Raw genomic sequence first — 16,467 nt, 5'->3', positions numbered from 1 at the left:
GCGGCACCGTCTCCGTCGAGCCAGTCGGCGAGAGCGCCGGCCGTGGTCGCGATGCGCTCGCGAGATCTACCTGCCACCACCAGGGTCGCGATCGGGGACTTCGGTGATCGGCCGGTGCTGTCCATGCTCCCGGCCGCCGGTCCGGTGAGGGCTTCGGGCTCCGGCGCCTGCTCGAGGACGAGATGGGCATTGGTACCGCCGAAACCGAAGGCCGACACCCCGCCGCGACGAGGCCTGCCCGTCGTGGGCCACGGTGTCGTTTCGGCCACCACCTTCAGGCGCAGGTTGTCGAAGTCGATGTGTGGATTCGGTTCTGAGAAGCCCGGAGTCGCCGGGAGGCAACCCTTCTCGAGGGCCAAGGCGACCTTCAGGAAACCGGCGATGCCGGCCGCGGCCTCGAGGTGACCGAGATTCGATTTCACCGCGCCGATCAACAGCGGGTCGTCGGCGGGGCGTCCCCGACCGGCGACCGCGCCGAGGGCCCGCGCCTCGATGGGATCTCCGAGCAGGGTGCCGGTGCCGTGTGCCTCGACGTAATCCACCTCGCGCGCCCCGATGCCCGCGGAGATGTAGGCGGCCCGCAGCACGGCCATCTGCGCCGACGGATTGGGCGCCATCAGCCCGTTGGAATGACCGTCGGAGTTGACGGCACTCCCCCGCACCACCGCGAGGACGTGGTCGCCGTCGCGGCGGGCGTCGGCAAGACGTTTGAGTACCACGACGCCGCATCCCTCGGAGCGGACGTAGCCGTCGGCGGCGGCGTCGAACGAGTGGCACCGCCCGCTCGGCGACATGGCGTCGTTGCGGTCGAAGCTGCGCGTGATCGCCGGGGAGAGCATGACATTGACACCTGCGGCGAGCGCCGTCGACGACTCACCCGAGCGCAGACTCGCCACCGCGAGGTGGATCGCGACCAGCGACGACGAACATGCGGTGTCGACGGTGATCGACGGACCACGCAGATCGTAGTGATAGGACACGCGGTTGGCGATGACCGACAGCGCGCCGCCGGTCCCCGACCAGTTGTCGACCTCGGCGAGGTCTGCGGAGGCCAGGAAGCCGTACTCCCCAGCGCAAGCGCCGACGAACACCCCGGTCTGGCTGTGCCGCAACGATTCCGCAGGGATTCCGGCGTTCTCCAGCGCCTCGTGCGAGACCTCCAGCAGCAGCCGCTGCTGGGGGTCCATCTTGTCGGCCTCGCTGGGCGAGATGTCGAAGAACTCGGCGTCGAAGGCATCGATGTCGTTGAGGAATCCGCCCCAGGTGGTGGTGCGCGCCAGCGCCGCGTCGGTCTCGGCGGTGCCGTCGGCGAACGACTCCCATCGTTGCGGATCGACGTGGCCGATCGCATCGCCCTCGGCGAGCAGGAAATCCCAATACTGTTGCGGGCCAAGGATGCCGCCGGGGAACCGACAGCCCACCCCGACGACGGCGATCAGATCATCGGTGTCGGTGACGGGGCGCGCGTCGGTGTCGGGGTTCCGGGCTGCCGGCGCCGAATCGGTGGCCGCCGACCCGGTGTCTCGGCCGAGCGCGAAGCGTGCCAGCGCTGCGACGCTCGGGTGCTCCCAGAGATCGACCGGCGACACCGGCCGGCCGAGGTGTTCGGCGAGTTCGCCGGCGAGGACCACCGCGTCGCGGGACCCCACGCCGAGATCGTGGAACGGGATGTCGACGTCGACCCCGTCGGGGTCGCAGCCCATCAGGACGAGCCGGTCGACGAGCCAGTCACGCAGTTGCCGTTCGGCACGATCGTCCTCGCCCCGATCGGCGCGATCCCCTGGGGTCACCGGTGGCCGTCCAGGCGGGCGAATCCGCCGGTCCGATAGGTCTCGCCGGCGGCGGCGCGCCGGGTCTTGCCGCTGGTGGTGATCGGAATCGAGCCGGGCGCGACGAAGACCACGTCGGCCGCGCGCACGCCGTGTCGACCGGAGATCGTCGCCACCACCGCCGCCCGCAACTCGTCGAGGTCGACCGGCTCTCCGCGATCCTTCACCTCGGCGATCACGACGAGTTCCTCGGCGTGCTCACCGGGTACCGACACCGCCGCCACGCGGCCCCGGGTCAGCTCGGTGACCGTGCCCTCGATGTCGTCGGGATAGTGATTGCGGCCGTCGATGATGAGCAGATCCTTGATGCGACCGGTGATGAACAGCTCGCCCTCGGACACGACCCCGAGATCGCCGGTGCGCAACCATGGTCCGGCCGGGGTGTCCGAACGCGGATTCTCGATCCAGCCGCCGAACGTCGCCTCGGTGCGTTCGGGATTGCGCCAGTACCCCGCGGGCACGTTCTCGCCGTGCACCCAGATCTCGCCGACGCGGTCGGCGGGGTTCTCCTCACGGGTATCGGGGTCGACGATGCGGTAGGTCACCGAACGCTGGGGTCCGTGACTCATCAACACCGCGCCGTCCTGCCCTTCGCCGCACCGCAGCGCGTAGCCCTTCGCCAGCTTCTCGAAGTCGAACCGCACGCCCACAGCCGGAGTACCCGGAACGAGCGCGGAGACATACAGCGTCGCCTCGGCCAATCCGTACGCGGGCCGGACGATGTTCTCCGGCAGACCATCCGGGGTGAATCGGTCGACGAATCGGCGCACCGTGGCATCGTGGACGCGCTCGGCTCCGCACATGAATCCGGTCACCTGGGAGAGGTCCAGACCGGCCAGGTCGTCGGCGGAGGTCCGGCGGGCGGCGAGCTCGTAGGCGAAGTTCGGCGCAGAGGTGAACGACTTGGGATGACCGGCCATCACCTGAATCCAGCGGGACGGTTTCTGCAGGAACGCCATCGGACTGATGTCGACGGTGTGCAGCCCCGCCATCACGCCACCGCAGATCCCCAGGAGCAATCCCATGTCGTGGTAAAACGGCAGCCACGACACGAGCGTCGAGTCACGATCGGGCCAGCCGCCGTGATGAGCGAACATGTCGGAGATGAGCTGGTCGAGGTTGATGACCACGTTCTTGTGCGAAACCATCACGCCCCGAGGCGAACTCGTCGACCCCGAGGTGTACTGCAGTACGGCGGTTCGGTCCCGGCCGACCTGGCTGCCGGCGGCGGCGACAGGTGTGTGGTAGTCGAGGGCGTCGATTTCGACGACCGCAGGCGTCACACCGGGCACGCTCTGCGTGTAGGGCAGGATCTCGTCGATGACGGTCGTGGTCGCGAAGACGACCGCCGGCGTGCAGTCGGCCAGAGCCGAACTGATGCGCTCGTCGTGGTGGGCTCCGAACATCGGAACCGACAGCGGCACAACGATGAAACCAGCCTCGAGCGCTCCGAGGAACGCGACGATGTAGTCGAGGCTCTGCGGACTCAGGATCGCCGCCCGGTCCCCGGGCGCGCCGTGCCGACCGAGTTCGGCGGCGACGACGCGTACGCGGTCGTACAGCTCGGCCCACGTCAGCGTTTCGGAGAAGCCGGCCGGATCGACGTCGTAGTCGATGAAGGTGAATGCTGCGGCATCGGGCTGGTCAGCTGCGCGAGCGCGCAGAATCCCAGGGATGGTGTCCTGCAGCGAGGGTCGTGCTCTCCCTCGACTGTTCACTGCTGTCCGTCACTTTCCCCCCGACGGCGAAATGTGTGTCTGTATGCGCGATGTGGCGGCCACCAACCACCGCAGGGTGCATCGCAACGATGTCTGTCGAGCCTCCCCTCCCAAGGAGGCGTTTCGAGTGAGCACGTGCGTCGATTCGACGGTTATCACGACGCGTGAGGTGTTCACGCTGTCGCGATCGTCGTTCAATCACAGCAACTCTCTCGTGAGCCGACGATACATGCACTGACTGTGAAGTACGGTGTCCGAGGGCGTCCCACACGACTTTACTGCCAGGTGTCACAGTGGGATTGAGGGAAACTCCGCCGAATCCGACTTCACCGGTCCGATTCATGCCTTTGCACCGAATTTACGTCGAGAATTCACCGAATCCGCGAAATTCACGGAAAGTCGACAGCGTTTTTCCAGGAATGAATTGGCGTTGTTTCTGAATTCAAACAGCCCCGAAATTCGGTGAGGAATGTCGATGTGAATTCGTGGCGGAACGACGGGCGCGGGTCACCCGGGTCGTGCCCGGGGTCGGCGTCAGTCCTCGGTGGCGGACAGGCGGCGCTCGATGTCGGCTGCCACGTCGGCGAGGTGCTCGGACAGATAGAAGTGGTGGCCGGGGAACTCACGCATGGTGAATTCGGCCGAGGTCCGTTGCTCCCACGGAGCAACCTTCTCTGCGGTGGCGACCTCGTCGTTGTCGGCGTGATACGCGTGAATGGGACACGCCAGCGTCACCTCCGGCGGGCATTCGTAGGCCGTGATCGCCTTGAATCCGCGCAGGGTCGGCAGAATCCGTGACGAGAAGGCCTCGTCCTGCAGCATCGCGGGGTCGAGTCCGGTCATCGCCGAGACCGCGTCGAGCAGTCCACGATCGGACTCCGGGATGTATTCGTACCCACTGCGGCCGGGTGCGGCGCATGCGGAGACGAACAGCGCCTCGATCTGCACCCCGCGCTGTTCGAGGCGGCGGGCGGTCTCGAAGGCGACCAAGGCCCCCATGGAGTGGCCGAAGAACGCCACGCGCGTGTCCGGGCCGAAGGCCGGCAGTTTGCTCAGCACGGTGTCGGCGAGGGCGTCGATACCGGTGAAGGCGGCCAGGTCTTGGCTTCCGTTCTTTCCCGGGTACTGGACCGCCACCCGTCCGATATCGGTGGTGAAGGTCCGTGCGAAGGGCACGTAGAAGGCCGCGGAGCCGCCGGCGTGCGGGAAGATGTACAGCGTAGGCGCGGTCACGCCGCATACGATAGCGCCTCACAGGGCACGCGGGTCCGCGACGATCACCGCCGGCGGGACCGAGTTGGCGCACCGAGCAGATGATCGGTCCCGACGGCGCTGCCGATAGGCTGACGGACATCATGACCGAGTACCTGCGTGATGGCGCCTCCATCTATCGTCGATCGTTCGCGATCATCCGTGCCGAGTCCGACCTGTCCGCGTTCGCTCCCGACGTGGCCGGTGTCGTCGTGCGGATGATCCATGCCTGCGGACAGACCGATCTCACACGCGACGTGGTGGCCACCGAGGGCGTGGTGCGCGCCGCACGGAATGCCCTGACCGACGGCGCGCCGATTCTCTGTGATGCCACGATGGTCGCGAGCGGGATCACACGGCGTCGTCTTCCCGCGGACAACGAGATCCGATGCCATCTCCACGATCCCGCGGTGCCGGAGTTGGCCGAACGCATGGGTACCACCAGAACCGCTGCGGCACTGGAACTCTGGAAACCGGTCCTCGACGGCGCCGTCGTCGCGATCGGAAACGCCCCGACCGCACTGTTCGCGTTGTTGGAGATGATCGACGCCGGGGCGCCGCGGCCGGCGGCGATCGTCGGTGCGCCCGTCGGCTTCGTCGGGGCCGCCGAATCGTGCGCCGAGCTGGCCGCCCGCGCCGACCTCGAGTTCATCACGGTCACCGGCCGCCGGGGCGGGTCCGCGATCACCGCTGCCGCCATCAACGCACTGGCCAGCCCGGAGGAATGAGGCGTCGACCATGGGTTCAGAACAATCGGTGTCATCACAATCTGTGTCATCACAATCGATGTCGTCGCGGCGCCTCGGCAAACTGTGGGGAGTCGGACTGGGACCCGGTGACAGCGAACTGATGACGGTCAAGGCCGCTCGGGTGATCGGTTCGGCCGAGGTCGTGGCCTATCACTGCGCACGCCACGGGCGCAGTATCGCCCGCGGTGTCGCCGAGCCGTATCTGCGTCCGGGGCAGATCGAGGAGAGGTTGATGTACCCGGTGACCACCGAAGCCGCCGACCATCCGGGCGGCTATCGTGGTGCGCTCGACGACTTCTACACCGACAGCGCCGAACTCCTTGCCTCTCACCTGCGTGCGGGCCGCGACGTGGCCCTGCTCGCAGAGGGCGACCCGCTGTTCTTCAGCTCCTACATGCACATGCACAAGCGCCTGGCCGCCGAGTTCCCGACCGAGATCATCCCGGGCGTGACATCGGTGAGTGCGGCGTCGGCGGCAATCGAGGTCCCGCTGGTGGAGGCCGAGGAGACGCTGACCGTCGTTCCAGGCACCCTGCCGGTGCCCCGAATGCGTGAATTGTTCGCGCACGCCGATGCTTTCGCGGTCATCAAACTCGGCCGGACCTTCACCGGGGTGCGCGAGGCGCTGCGCGCGGCAGGCCGGCTCGACGAGGCGTGGTACGTCGAACGCGCATCCACCACCGCACAGAAGGTGGCCCCGGTCGCCGAGGTCGACCCCGCGCAGGTGCCGTACTTTTCGATGGTGGTGGTGCCGGGTCGCTTGAACAACCCGCGCGCAGGCGCCCCCGACCCGCCGCGGGCGGAGGTGGTGGTCGTCGGCCTCGGGCCGGGCGCCGACGATTGGACCACTCCGCAGGTGGAGCGGGAACTGGCGGCGGCCACCGATCTGGTCGGCTACAAGACCTATCTGGCACGTGTGTCGCCGCGGCCGGGACAGCGCATCCACGCCAGCGACAACCGCGTCGAGGCCGAACGTGCCGAGTTCGCACTGGATCTCGCGGCCCGAGGCGCCCGAGTCGTGGTGGTGTCCTCCGGCGACCCGGGAGTGTTCGCGATGGCCTCCGCAGTGTCCGAGGTGGCCGCCGAACCCCGGTGGGCCGATGTGCCCGTGCGGGTCGTCCCCGGCATGACCGCGGCCAACGCGGTTGCAGCGGCGGTCGGCGCGCCACTCGGCCACGACTTCGCGGTGATCTCACTATCGGATCGGCTCAAACCATGGGAGGTGATCGCCGATCGGATCCGCCGCGCGGTGGCCGCCGATCTGGTGATCGCCATCTACAACCCGGGGTCGCGCAGTCGAACCTGGCAGGTGTCGGCGCTGAAAGACATTCTGACCGAATCGGTTTCGGCAGATCGGGTGCTCGTCCTCGGACGCGACGTCGGCGGCGACGAGCAGTCGCTGACGGTAACGACCGTCGGCGACTTCGATCCGGCTGTCGTCGACATGCGCACGCTGATCATCATCGGGTCGTCGGCGACCCGGGTGGTGCGACGTGGCGGTGGTGATCTCGTCTACACCCCCCGCAGTCACCCGGGTCACTGAGCGCTGGTGGCACGCCGGGCACTCGGCGCACCCGGTGGCGAACCGGCCGATGTCATCCGTCGGTGAGCGTCCGGACCCATGCGGCCGCGGAGACAACGTCGCCGACGGCGGTGACACCCAGCGGTTCGGCTGGTCTTTCGACCATGATCACCCGGACCCCCAGTTCGGCGGCGGCGTCGAGTTTCGGGCGGGTCAACGCTCCCCCGCTGTTCTTGGTCACCAGCGTGTCGATCCGATTCTCCTGCAGCAGTTTCCGTTCGGCATCGAGGTGATACGGACCGCGGGACCGCAGGATCGCGTGATGGGCCGGGAGCCGGCCGGTCGGCGGGTCGACCACCCGGATCAGGAACCATGCGCCGGTGACCCCAGCGAAGGCGTCGGCGTCCTGGCGACCGGTGGTGAGCAGGATGCGACCGTCGTGACCGCTGACCGCCACGGCGGCGGCGCCGATGTCGGGCACCTGCGTCCAATGGTCACCCGCGCGTGCGACCCACGGTTCACGTCGAAGTCGCAGCAACGGTGTGTCGGTCACGGCACACGCCGTGACGGCGTGCGCGGTGATCGTGGCGGCGAACGGGTGGGTCGCGTCGACCACGGCGCGAACGTGGTTGTCCTGCAACCACCTCGACAACCCGTCGACGCCGCCGAAACCACCGATGCGGACCGCGCCGACGGGCAGGCGGGGTCGGGCGACCCGCCCGGCGAGCGAACTCACGATCTCGATACCGTCGTGGTGCAGGTCTGCCGCGAGGTCCCGGGCCTCCGCCGTACCGCCGAGAATCAGCACGCAGTCGCGGCCCGGCGGTCGGCTACCGGTCATCGGGTTGTCCCCGATACCCATGGGAGTCGTTGCGCAACTTGGTGATCCGAGCGTGGGAGTACAGGTAACTCTCGAGCCGGTCGGGATGATCGGCGGCATCGAGAACACGTCCGACGAAGATCACCGCGGTGCGGGTGATCCCCGCGTCGGCCAGTGCGGTGGCGAGGTCGGAGAGCCGACTGCGAATGATCACCTGATCTGATCGAGAAGCGAAAGCAACTGTGGCAGTAGGGCAATCGCTGCCGTAGACGGGGCTCAGCGTCTCCACGATCTGCGGCGCGCGATGGGCGGCGAGATGCAGCGCGAGTGTCACGCCCGCCGCGGCGAGGTCGGTGAGATCTTCGCCGGGCGGCATGTCGGTCGACAGCGTCGACACGCGGGTGACCAGCAGGCTCTGGCCGATCCCGGGAACGGTCAACTCGTTCTGCAGCGCCGACGCCGCGGCGGCGAAGGCCGGAACGCCGGGCACCCATTCGACATCGATACCCTCGGCGCGGACCCGCGCGACCTGTTCGGCCACGGCCGAGTAGAGCGAGAGATCCCCCGAGTGCAATCGGGCCACATCGTGGCCGGCGCGATGCGCATCGACGATGTGGGAAATGATCTGCTCCAGCGGCATTCGTGCGGTGTCGATGATCGTGGCGTCGTCCGGACACATCGCGAGGATTTCCGCGGGCACCAGCGATCCGGCCACCAGGGCGGTTCGGCAACGACCGAGGATTCGGGCGCCGCGCACGGTGATGAGGTCGGCGGCGCCCGGCCCTGCGCCGATCAGGAACAGGGTCACGACGTCACCGTCCCGTCGGTCGCCTTGGTGCCCGCCCAGCTGACGATCGGCAGTGCCGGGCGCCAGGTGAGGTACCCGCCGAGTGGTGCCGCGGTCTCCACCGCGACCCGACGTAGGGTCGATTCGGTGGCGTCGCTGCGCATCCGATGCCAGTCGGCGAGGATCGCCTGTGTCTCGATCGTCACCGCGTTGGCGACGAGCCGCCCGCCCGGCCGCAGCGCCGCCCACGCGGTGTCGAGCACCACCGGTGAGAGGCCGCCGCCGATGAACACCGCATCGGGAATGGGGGCGTGTACCAACGCATCCGGTACGGCACCACCAATCGTCACCCGTCCCGACACACCGTGCCGGTGGGTGTTGGTACGGAGTCGTTCTGCCCGTGCCGTGTCGCGTTCGAAGGCGATCACCACACCGCCTGGTTGCGCGCGCAACCATTCGATCGCCACGCTGCCGGAGCCGGAACCGATGTCCCACAACGTTTGTCGGTAGGACGGTGCCAACGCGCACACGGTGAGGGCGCGGATGACGGACTTGGTGATCTGTCCGTCGTGCTCGAATGCGCTCTCGTCGCGACCCGGCAGTGTCGAACACCGTGGGCCGATGCAGTCGACGGCGATGATGTTCAGTGGGTCGACGACGGTGGCCGGATCCCAGCTGTCGGCACGTGCGCCGGTCACCCGCTCGCGAGGCCCGGCCAGCTGCTCCAACACGGTGAACGGCGAAGCGCCGAAGCCGTGGGCCACGAGAAGGTCGGCGATGCGGGCGGGGGTGGTGGCGTCGCGTGCGAGTATCAGCACGCGCCGGGCGTCGGTGATCTCGGTGAGCACGATCTCCGGGTCGGCTGTGACCGCACTGACGACCGCGACGTCCGCGAGATCCCACCCGAGGCGGGCGCACGCCAGCGAGGCACTCGAGACCGTCGGGATCACCTGCACGCGGTGTGCCCCGACCGCAGCCACGATGGTGGCGCCGAGTCCGTGGAACATCGGATCCCCGCTGGCCAGGAGATGGATGCGGGTACCGCCGGGACCGCCGTACCGCGTGAGCTCGGCGGACGACCCGGTGAGGACGGCATGGAGATGCTCCGACATCGGCGAACGCCAGGCAACGGTCGTGACGCCGAGATCGGGCAGCAGGGCCAGTTGTCGGGCCGAACCGAAGATCATCTGTGCCGAGGTGAGTTCGGACCGCGCGATCGGCGACAGACCGTCCCAGCCGTCGGCACCGATGCCGACGACGACGAAGGTCGAGTCGTCCTGAGCGGGAACGGAATCACTCATCGGGGCAGTCGCCGCCAGATCGCTCTCGGCAGCAGTCGCATTCCGACGAACAGCGGACGCAGGAGGGCCGGTATCCACACCTCGGATCGTCGCTTGCGGTAGGCACGTGCCACCGCGTCGGCGACCTCGTCGGCCGTCACCGACAGCGGTGCGGGTCGGGTGCCCTGCGCCATCAACTCCGCCGTCATGTTGCCGATGACGAAGCCCGGCCGGGCCAACAACAGCCGAACACCACTGCCGTGCAAGGCATCCGCAAGACCGCTGGCGAAGCCGTCGAGGCCGGCCTTGGTGGAGCCGTACACATAGTTGGCGCGGCGCACCCGAATCCCGGCGACCGAGGAGAAGACGATGATGGTCCCGCTGCGCTCGGCGCGCATGGCCGTCGCGAGCGGGGTCAGCACACTGATCTGGGCGAGATAGTCGGTGTGCGCGATCTGCAGGGCGTGGGCCACATCGGTTTCGGCGCGCGCCTGATCGCCGAGGATGCCGAACGCCACGATCGCGATCCCGATCGGGCCGTGCTCGCGGGTGAGGGTGTCGATCAACGCGGGGTGGGTCGCGGTGTCGTCGGCGTCGAAGGCCACGGCGACGACGTCGGTCGCTCCCGCCGCGAGCAGGGTCTGCCGTTGGGGTTCGAGATCGTCGGGGCGGCGGGCGGCGAGCACGACGATCCGGCCGGCACACAGCCGCTCGGCCAACGCCACACCGATCTCGCTGCGCCCGCCGAAGACGACCACGGTCCCGCGATCGGGCTCCACACCCTCGTCTGCCACGGGATGCAGTATCGCATCGCGCGGGCGCCCGCGAGGTGCCGGGCATCCGGCGCGATCACCCACGCACGGTCGCTACCGTGAAACCATGCCACGCACGCGCGCCGATCTCGGCTCCGACGCCCTGTCCTTTCTCGCCGAGCGCCACCTCGCGACCATCGCGACCCTGCGCGCCGACGGCACACCGCACGTCGCGGCCGTGGGATTCACCTACGACGAGGCAGCGGGGCTGGCCCGGGTGATCACCAGCGACGGCAACCAGAAGGTACGCAACGTCGAACGCGGCGGATACGCGGCGCTCACCCACGTCGACGGGCCGCGCTGGCTGACCCTGGAAGGGCCGGCCAGCATCCGTCGCGAACCCGAGCAGGTCACCGATGCCGAACAGCGATACGCCCTGCGCTACCGCGAACCCCGGCCGAATCCGCGGCGGGTGGTCATCGAGGTCAGCGTCGAACGCGTGATGGGCTCGCGCACCCTGCTCGGCACCGAGCCGCAGCGGTGAAACGCCCGCCCCGGGAGCTCAGAGCACCACGAGGTCGTGCGGCCGCACGTTGAGTGCTTCGTGACCGTCGTCGGTGACCACGACGATGTCCTCGATCCGCGCACCCCATCGGCCGGCGAAATACACTCCCGGTTCGACGCTGAAGGCCATTCCCGGGCGCAGTAGCAGATCGTTTCCGCCCACGATGTAGGGCTCCTCGTGGACCGACAGGCCGATGCCGTGCCCGGTGCGGTGGATGAAGTTCTCGGCCAGCCCACGTTCACGCAGCAGTTCGCGGGCGGCGGCGTCGATCGACTCGGCGGTGACGCCCGGACGCACCGAATCCACCGCACGCGCCTGGGCCTCCTGCAGGGCGGCGTAGGCGTCGGCGATCTCGACCGGCGGGGGTGTGAAGCAGTAGGTGCGGGTGGAATCGGAGTTGTACCCGGGCTCGACGGGGCCGCCGATGTCGATGACGACGACATCGTCGGGCTCGATCACCCGGTCGGAGTATTCGTGGTGCGGGTCGGCGCCATGTGGTCCGGAGCCGACGATGACGAACTCCGCCCCGGTGTGGCCCTCGTCGACGATCGCCGCGGCGATGTCGTCGGCGACGTCCTTCTCGGTGCGTCCCGGCCGCAGCCATTCACCCATGCGCGCATGCACCCGATCGATGGCCGCGCCGGCCCGGCGCAATGCTTCTATCTCCGCGTCGTCCTTGATCATTCGCAGTTCACGCAACACGTCGGTGGCCAAGGCGGGGGTGGCGGCGACCCGCTGCGCGATCGGCACGAGGTGCAGGGCGGGCATCGCGTCGGACACGGCGAGCCGTGGGTGGTCGGGCAATCCGGCCAGGGCCAGCGCGTGGGCGTCCTGACCGTCGACCCAGTCGACGATCTCGATACCGAGATCGTCGGCGGCCGACTCACGCACCGAGGCCAGCTCCAGACGTGCGACGACCAGGCGTGCGGTGCCGTCGGCGCCGATCACCAGCGCCGTCAACCGCTCGAAGGTCTCAGCGCGCGAACCGATCAGGTACCGCAGGTCCGGGCCGGGCGAGACGATCAGGGCGTCGAGTCCGGCGCCGGCGGCCAGTTCGGCCGCGCGGGTCACCCTCGTGCGGTACACATCGGAGTCGAATCGCGAAGCGCTTCCCATGCGGGCAGCCTACGCGGACCGCGGCGCTGCGACGGATTCGACGCCACCGGCGTGGGAGTGCCGCGCGGATGACAGAGTTGTGGGCGTGACCGACACCGGACGATCCACCCACGGCACCCTGATGCTGCTCGACGGCGCCAGCTTGTGGTTCCGCTCCTTCTTCGCGCTGCCGGAGAAGATGACCGCGCCCGACGGCCGGCCCGTCAACGCCGTCCGCGGTTTTCTCGACACCATCGCCACCCTGGTGACGCGCGAAGAACCGACGCGACTGGTGGTCTGCCTCGATCTCGACTGGCGACCGTCGTTTCGGACCGACCTCATCCCCTCGTACAAGGCGCACCGGGTCGCCCAGCCGGGCGGCGACGCCCACGGTAGTGGCTCCACAACCGTTGATATCGAGGAGGTTCCGGACACCCTCACCCCGCAGGTCGACATGATCCTCGACGTACTCGCCGCGGCCGGAATCGCCACCTCCGGTGCAGCAGGCTGCGAGGCCGACGACGTGATCGGCACGCTGGCGTTCGCCGAGTCCACCGACGACGTGATCGTGGTGAGCGGCGACCGGGATCTGCTGCAGGTCGTCGCCGACGATCCGGTCCGGGTGCGTGTTCTCTATGTGGGACGCGGGCTGGCGAAGGCGGAGATGATGGGTCCGGTGGAGGTCGGCGAGAAATACGGCGTGCCCAGCGAGCGTGCCGGTGCGGCGTATGCGGAGATGTCGATCCTGCGAGGAGATCCGTCCGATGGTCTGCCCGGGGTGAGCGGGATCGGCGAGAAGACCGCGGCCAAGCTCATCAACGAGTACGGCGGACTCGACGAGCTCGAGACCGCGGCCGCCGATCCGTCGTCGGCATTGACGCCGCGAAACCGCAAGGCGCTCATCGCTTCCGCCGACTATCTGAGCGCTGCACGCACGGTGGTCTTCGTCCGCACCGACGCGGAGACCGTGGAGAGCACCGACGACGACCGCCTACCCGCGGCACCGGCGGATCCGGAGCGTCTGGCCGAACTCGCGGCCGAACTGGGGATCGGGTCGTCGGTCGGCCGCTTGTCCAAGGCTCTGGGGTGGGATCTCGACGTGCCGCGCTGATCGCGTCCGGCCGCATGTCGTGGTGTGGCCCCGGCCGGCTCAGCTGGTCGGTCGCGCCACCTGGTACTTGCCGTCGTCGTCGAGGAAGGTGACCTTGACGTTCTGTTTCTGGCCGCCGACGGTCACGGTGCATGTGAAGGAGTTGCCCTTCTTGACCTTCTGGCCGGAGGGACAGCTCACATCGGAGACGTCGCTCGCCTGATACTGCTCGGTGAGTACCTGTTTGACACCGTTCTGCGCGGCGGTCTGATCCAGTTCCCGCGGCCACCACCACAGCCAGCCGGTGACCACGATTGCGATCGCCGCGACGATCAGGACTGCGCCGACCGCTATCAACCCCTTCCAGAGCCCCTTCTTCTGCGCGGGCGCGGCCATGCCGGCGAACTGGTCGCCGGGTGCTCCATACGCCCCGTAGGGGCCCGGCTGACCGGGCTGTCCCGGTTGCGGCTGGCCGAACTGACCGAAACCCGCGGTACCCGGCTGACTCTGTGCCCCGTAGGGCGTGGTCCCCGGCTGCTGGCCATACGGCGCACCCGGCTGCTGGCCCGCAGCGCCGTACGGCGCACTCGACTGGCCGGGCTGCTGGCCGTACGGCTGGGCCTGACCGAATTGCTGGGGCTGACCATGGGGCTGTGCCTGGCCGAACTGTGCGGGCTGCCCCCCATACTGCTGCGGCTGGCTGGTGGGCGCCATCTGGGTCGGGTTGTACTGCTGACCGCTCGCCGCCCCGAATCCCGATGGTGCCGAAGGGGTTCCGTAACCCGGTGCAGGGTATCCGGGTTGCTGGGGAGGGCCGGGCTGGGCCGGATAACCGGCCGGGGTGGCCGTGGTCGGCGGCGCCTGCGGCGGTTGCTGCACGTGACCCGGAATCTGCACGACCTCGGTCTTGCCGTCGGATGCGGGTCCGGTCGGGTTCGCGCCGGAGTCGGGTGTGGCAGGGTTGCCCGGACCCGCGTCACCCGCCGCCGGTGTGCCCGGAACCTTGTTACTGGGGTCTTCCGGATTGGTCATCTGTGGTCTCCCGCCTTCGCTGCGCCGCTTGGCGTGCGCGTGTCGCCGATTCGCCCGACTCCATGGTCGGCGAACTCCCCCCGAGGTGCACCCGGCCTGTCCGCCGGCATCAGCGCGGGAGGTCGCCCACCGGCCCGATCAGCAAGAAACGTTACCCCAGCGACCGCCCTCGATCACTCAATGCGCCCGACGGCGACGAATGGTGTCGATCGGACGACCGAATATCGACGGTCAGCCCAGTTCGGCAGCGACCACGCCGCGGCGGATGGCCCCCACCGCCACGCGCGCGGGGCGCGCCAGCGGCGAGTCCTCACCCACACACAGTCGGATCTGTTCGAGCAGGTCGACGACCTGTCGATTCCATCGGACGAAATCCCCCGGTGAGAGCAGATGTCCGCGTTCACCGGCCGCGGCGAGCGCCTCGGTCAACGAGCGGCCCGAGACCCACAGCGAGACCGCGATGGAGAAGCCGGTGTCGGGTTCCCGGGTCGGCGAGACGTGGTGGCGGGTCTCGACGGCGGTCACCGACCGCCAGATCCCGATGGTGTCGGCGATCGCCGTGCGCAGTGCCGGATTGCCGCTCATCGCGTCGGCACCGGAATAGCTCTCGCGGCGCGACTCGAAGACCATCGCCGCGACGACGGCCGCCAGGTCCGGCGGTGAGAGCTTGTCCCAGATCCCCGCCCGGATGCACTCGGTGACCACCAGGTCGCTCTCGCTGTAGATCCGGCTGAGCACCTCGCCGGTCGGGGTGACACGCACGGTCTCATCGACGTACTCCACATAGCCGAGTTCACTGAGCACCCCGACGATGTGGTCGAAGGTGACACCCAGCGTCGAGGTGCGCGCACCGATCCGCGCCCGCGCGTCGACGATGTCGCGCAACAGCCGATTGCGTCGTTCGGCCAGCCGGAACAGATCGTCGGAGGCCTCGATGCCGTGGGCGGGATGCGCCTTCAGCGCGTGCCGGAGCCGCTTCAGCTCGGCGTCGTCGGCGGCCTCGGCACGCTTCTTGCTCCCGCGCCCCCGGGGCATCTCGATACCGGTGGAGCGCAGCGCCGACGCGAGGTCGCGGCGACCCCGCCCGGTACGACGATCGGCGTTGCGCGGCAGGCGCATTCCGCCGAGGACCTCCGGCGGATTGACGAAATCGGCGACTCCGACGCGACCACACCAGGCGTCTTCGGTGAGCACCAGCGGTTTCGGGTCGACCGGCGCCCCGGCGGACTCCAACACCACCGCGATCCCGCGATGGCGCCCCGTCGGCACACCGATGACCGCACCCCGTTTGAGCGAGGCGAGTTCGTCGGCGATCGCGTCCCGACCCTCGACGCGACGCCGGAACCGCAGATCCCGTTCGCGGCGACGGATGTCCTCACGCAGGGTGATGTATCCGAGGAAGCCTGCGTAGGGTTCCTCGGAGTCGTGCGCGACATCTGCAGCGTCTGCGGGGCCGGCCGTGTCCACGTCGACGCCGATCGGTCCCGGATCGATCCCCCGGCGCTGCGCAGCACCGGCGAGCTCGACGTCGAGGCGCCGCAACTGGCGGCTCATCTCGTCGACCTTGCGCGCCTGACCGACCACCGAACGGTCTGCCTGGAACTGTGCGAAGGAGCGGTTGAGCAGGTCGCGCGACCCGGCGAGGCCGAGTCGCCCGATCAGATTCACCGCCATGTTGTATTCCGGCGCAAAGGAACTCCGCAGCGGGAAGGTGCGCGCACCGGCCAGCCCGGCGACCTGCTCCGGGATCAGTTCCGGTGACCACACGATCACCGCGTGTCCCTCGACGTCGATCCCGCGTCGACCGGCGCGGCCGGTCAGCTGGGTGAATTCCCCGGGGCTGAGGTCCACGTGCGCCTCACCGTTGAACTTGACGAGCCGCTCGAGCACCACCGACCGGGCGGGCATGTTGATGCCCAGCGCCAGGGTCTCGGTGGCGAACACCATACGGACCAGTCCGCGGACGAACAGCTCCTC

The 16,467-nt window shown here is 68.8% G+C and carries 13 protein-coding genes and 1 pseudogene; 4 read left to right on the top strand and 10 right to left on the bottom strand.

Features of this window, described 5'->3' with window-relative positions:
• The 3 genes from B1964_RS10550 to B1964_RS10535 all read right to left on the bottom strand — a co-directional run.
• The coding region (locus B1964_RS10550) for a beta-ketoacyl synthase N-terminal-like domain-containing protein (RefSeq protein WP_290440694.1) at positions 1–1,790 on the bottom strand (1,790 nt) is incomplete at its 3' end.
• Positions 1,787–3,547 carry a fatty-acid--AMP ligase gene (locus B1964_RS10545; RefSeq protein WP_079929719.1) on the bottom strand — a complete coding sequence of 587 codons (1,761 nt, stop codon included), beginning with the start codon at positions 3,545–3,547 and terminating at the stop codon, positions 1,787–1,789. The genes B1964_RS10545 and B1964_RS10550, both read right to left, overlap by 4 nt.
• 534 nt (positions 3,548–4,081) lie before the next feature.
• The gene (locus B1964_RS10535; protein ID WP_020171335.1) at positions 4,082–4,780 is read right to left on the bottom strand and encodes an alpha/beta fold hydrolase; all 699 of its coding nucleotides are present in this window, start codon (positions 4,778–4,780) and stop codon (positions 4,082–4,084) included.
• Positions 4,781–4,902: 122 nt separating this feature from the next.
• On the opposite strand from B1964_RS10535, the gene B1964_RS10530 reads away from it, so the two are divergent.
• Entirely contained in the window at positions 4,903–5,526 is a 624-nt protein-coding gene (locus tag B1964_RS10530; protein WP_170320202.1) for a precorrin-8X methylmutase, read from the top strand.
• Between the two features lie 58 nt (positions 5,527–5,584).
• A complete protein-coding gene (gene cobJ / locus B1964_RS10525; RefSeq protein ID WP_139765698.1) occupies positions 5,585–7,090 on the top strand; it encodes a precorrin-3B C(17)-methyltransferase in 1,506 nt (501 codons plus the stop codon).
• Positions 7,091–7,142: 52 nt separating this feature from the next.
• Here cobJ and B1964_RS10520 read toward each other — a convergent pair whose 3' ends face one another.
• The 4 genes from B1964_RS10520 to B1964_RS10505 are packed head-to-tail and all read right to left on the bottom strand — an operon-like array spanning position 7,143 to position 10,759.
• Complete coding sequence (locus B1964_RS10520) at positions 7,143–7,931, bottom strand: cobalt-precorrin-6A reductase (RefSeq protein WP_006370179.1); 789 nt, start codon at positions 7,929–7,931, stop codon at positions 7,143–7,145.
• Complete coding sequence (locus B1964_RS10515; RefSeq protein ID WP_020171338.1) at positions 7,900–8,697, bottom strand: cobalt-precorrin-4/precorrin-4 C(11)-methyltransferase; 798 nt, start codon at positions 8,695–8,697, stop codon at positions 7,900–7,902. The genes B1964_RS10520 and B1964_RS10515 overlap by 32 nt, the downstream gene beginning before the upstream one ends.
• A complete protein-coding gene (gene cbiE, locus B1964_RS10510; protein ID WP_079929716.1) occupies positions 8,694–9,977 on the bottom strand; it encodes a precorrin-6y C5,15-methyltransferase (decarboxylating) subunit CbiE in 1,284 nt (427 codons plus the stop codon). Before cbiE ends, B1964_RS10515 begins: the two co-directional genes overlap by 4 nt.
• Positions 9,974–10,759: an SDR family NAD(P)-dependent oxidoreductase gene (locus B1964_RS10505; RefSeq protein WP_170320203.1), complete on the bottom strand. Its 786-nt coding sequence runs from the start codon at positions 10,757–10,759 to the stop codon at positions 9,974–9,976. Before B1964_RS10505 ends, cbiE begins: the two co-directional genes overlap by 4 nt.
• 76 nt (positions 10,760–10,835) lie before the next feature.
• Between B1964_RS10505 and B1964_RS10500 the strand changes: the two genes are divergently transcribed.
• Positions 10,836–11,252: a PPOX class F420-dependent oxidoreductase gene (locus B1964_RS10500; RefSeq protein WP_006370174.1), complete on the top strand. Its 417-nt coding sequence runs from the start codon at positions 10,836–10,838 to the stop codon at positions 11,250–11,252.
• An 18-nt stretch (positions 11,253–11,270) separates the two neighbouring features.
• Here B1964_RS10500 and B1964_RS10495 read toward each other — a convergent pair whose 3' ends face one another.
• Positions 11,271–12,389, bottom strand: coding sequence for a Xaa-Pro peptidase family protein (locus B1964_RS10495; RefSeq protein ID WP_006370173.1), 1,119 nt, complete (start codon positions 12,387–12,389; stop codon positions 11,271–11,273).
• A gap of 121 nt (positions 12,390–12,510) precedes the next feature.
• Here B1964_RS10495 and B1964_RS10490 point away from each other — a divergent pair, with 121 nt between their 5' ends.
• A complete protein-coding gene (locus tag B1964_RS10490) occupies positions 12,511–13,479 on the top strand; it encodes a 5'-3' exonuclease (protein WP_079929720.1) in 969 nt (322 codons plus the stop codon).
• A 39-nt stretch (positions 13,480–13,518) separates the two neighbouring features.
• Here B1964_RS10490 and B1964_RS10485 read toward each other — a convergent pair whose 3' ends face one another.
• A complete protein-coding gene (locus B1964_RS10485) occupies positions 13,519–14,490 on the bottom strand; it encodes a DUF4333 domain-containing protein (RefSeq protein ID WP_079929715.1) in 972 nt (323 codons plus the stop codon).
• Positions 14,491–14,721: 231 nt separating this feature from the next.
• Positions 14,722–16,467 (bottom strand): annotated as a pseudogene (locus tag B1964_RS10480) (DEAD/DEAH box helicase); the annotation flags it as partial.

Source organism: Gordonia sp. i37 (assembly GCF_002043085.1).
Lineage (GTDB): Bacteria > Actinomycetota > Actinomycetes > Mycobacteriales > Mycobacteriaceae > Gordonia > Gordonia polyisoprenivorans.
This window is presented reverse-complemented; position numbering and strand designations above follow the sequence as displayed.

What these genes read in the sequence shown, in the direction of transcription:
- B1964_RS10495 (WP_006370173.1), bottom strand. Translation starts at nt 12,389, where the DNA reads ATGGGAAGCGCTTCGCGATTCGACTCCGATGTGTACCGCACGAGGGTG.
- cbiE (WP_079929716.1), bottom strand. Translation starts at nt 9,977, where the DNA reads ATGAGTGATTCCGTTCCCGCTCAGGACGACTCGACCTTCGTCGTCGTC.
- B1964_RS10500 (WP_006370174.1), top strand. Translation starts at nt 10,836, where the DNA reads ATGCCACGCACGCGCGCCGATCTCGGCTCCGACGCCCTGTCCTTTCTC.
- B1964_RS10530 (WP_170320202.1), top strand. Translation starts at nt 4,903, where the DNA reads ATGACCGAGTACCTGCGTGATGGCGCCTCCATCTATCGTCGATCGTTC.
- cobJ (WP_139765698.1), top strand. Translation starts at nt 5,585, where the DNA reads ATGTCGTCGCGGCGCCTCGGCAAACTGTGGGGAGTCGGACTGGGACCC.
- B1964_RS10490 (WP_079929720.1), top strand. Translation starts at nt 12,511, where the DNA reads ATGCTGCTCGACGGCGCCAGCTTGTGGTTCCGCTCCTTCTTCGCGCTG.
- B1964_RS10485 (WP_079929715.1), bottom strand. Translation starts at nt 14,490, where the DNA reads ATGACCAATCCGGAAGACCCCAGTAACAAGGTTCCGGGCACACCGGCG.
- B1964_RS10520 (WP_006370179.1), bottom strand. Translation starts at nt 7,931, where the DNA reads ATGGGTATCGGGGACAACCCGATGACCGGTAGCCGACCGCCGGGCCGC.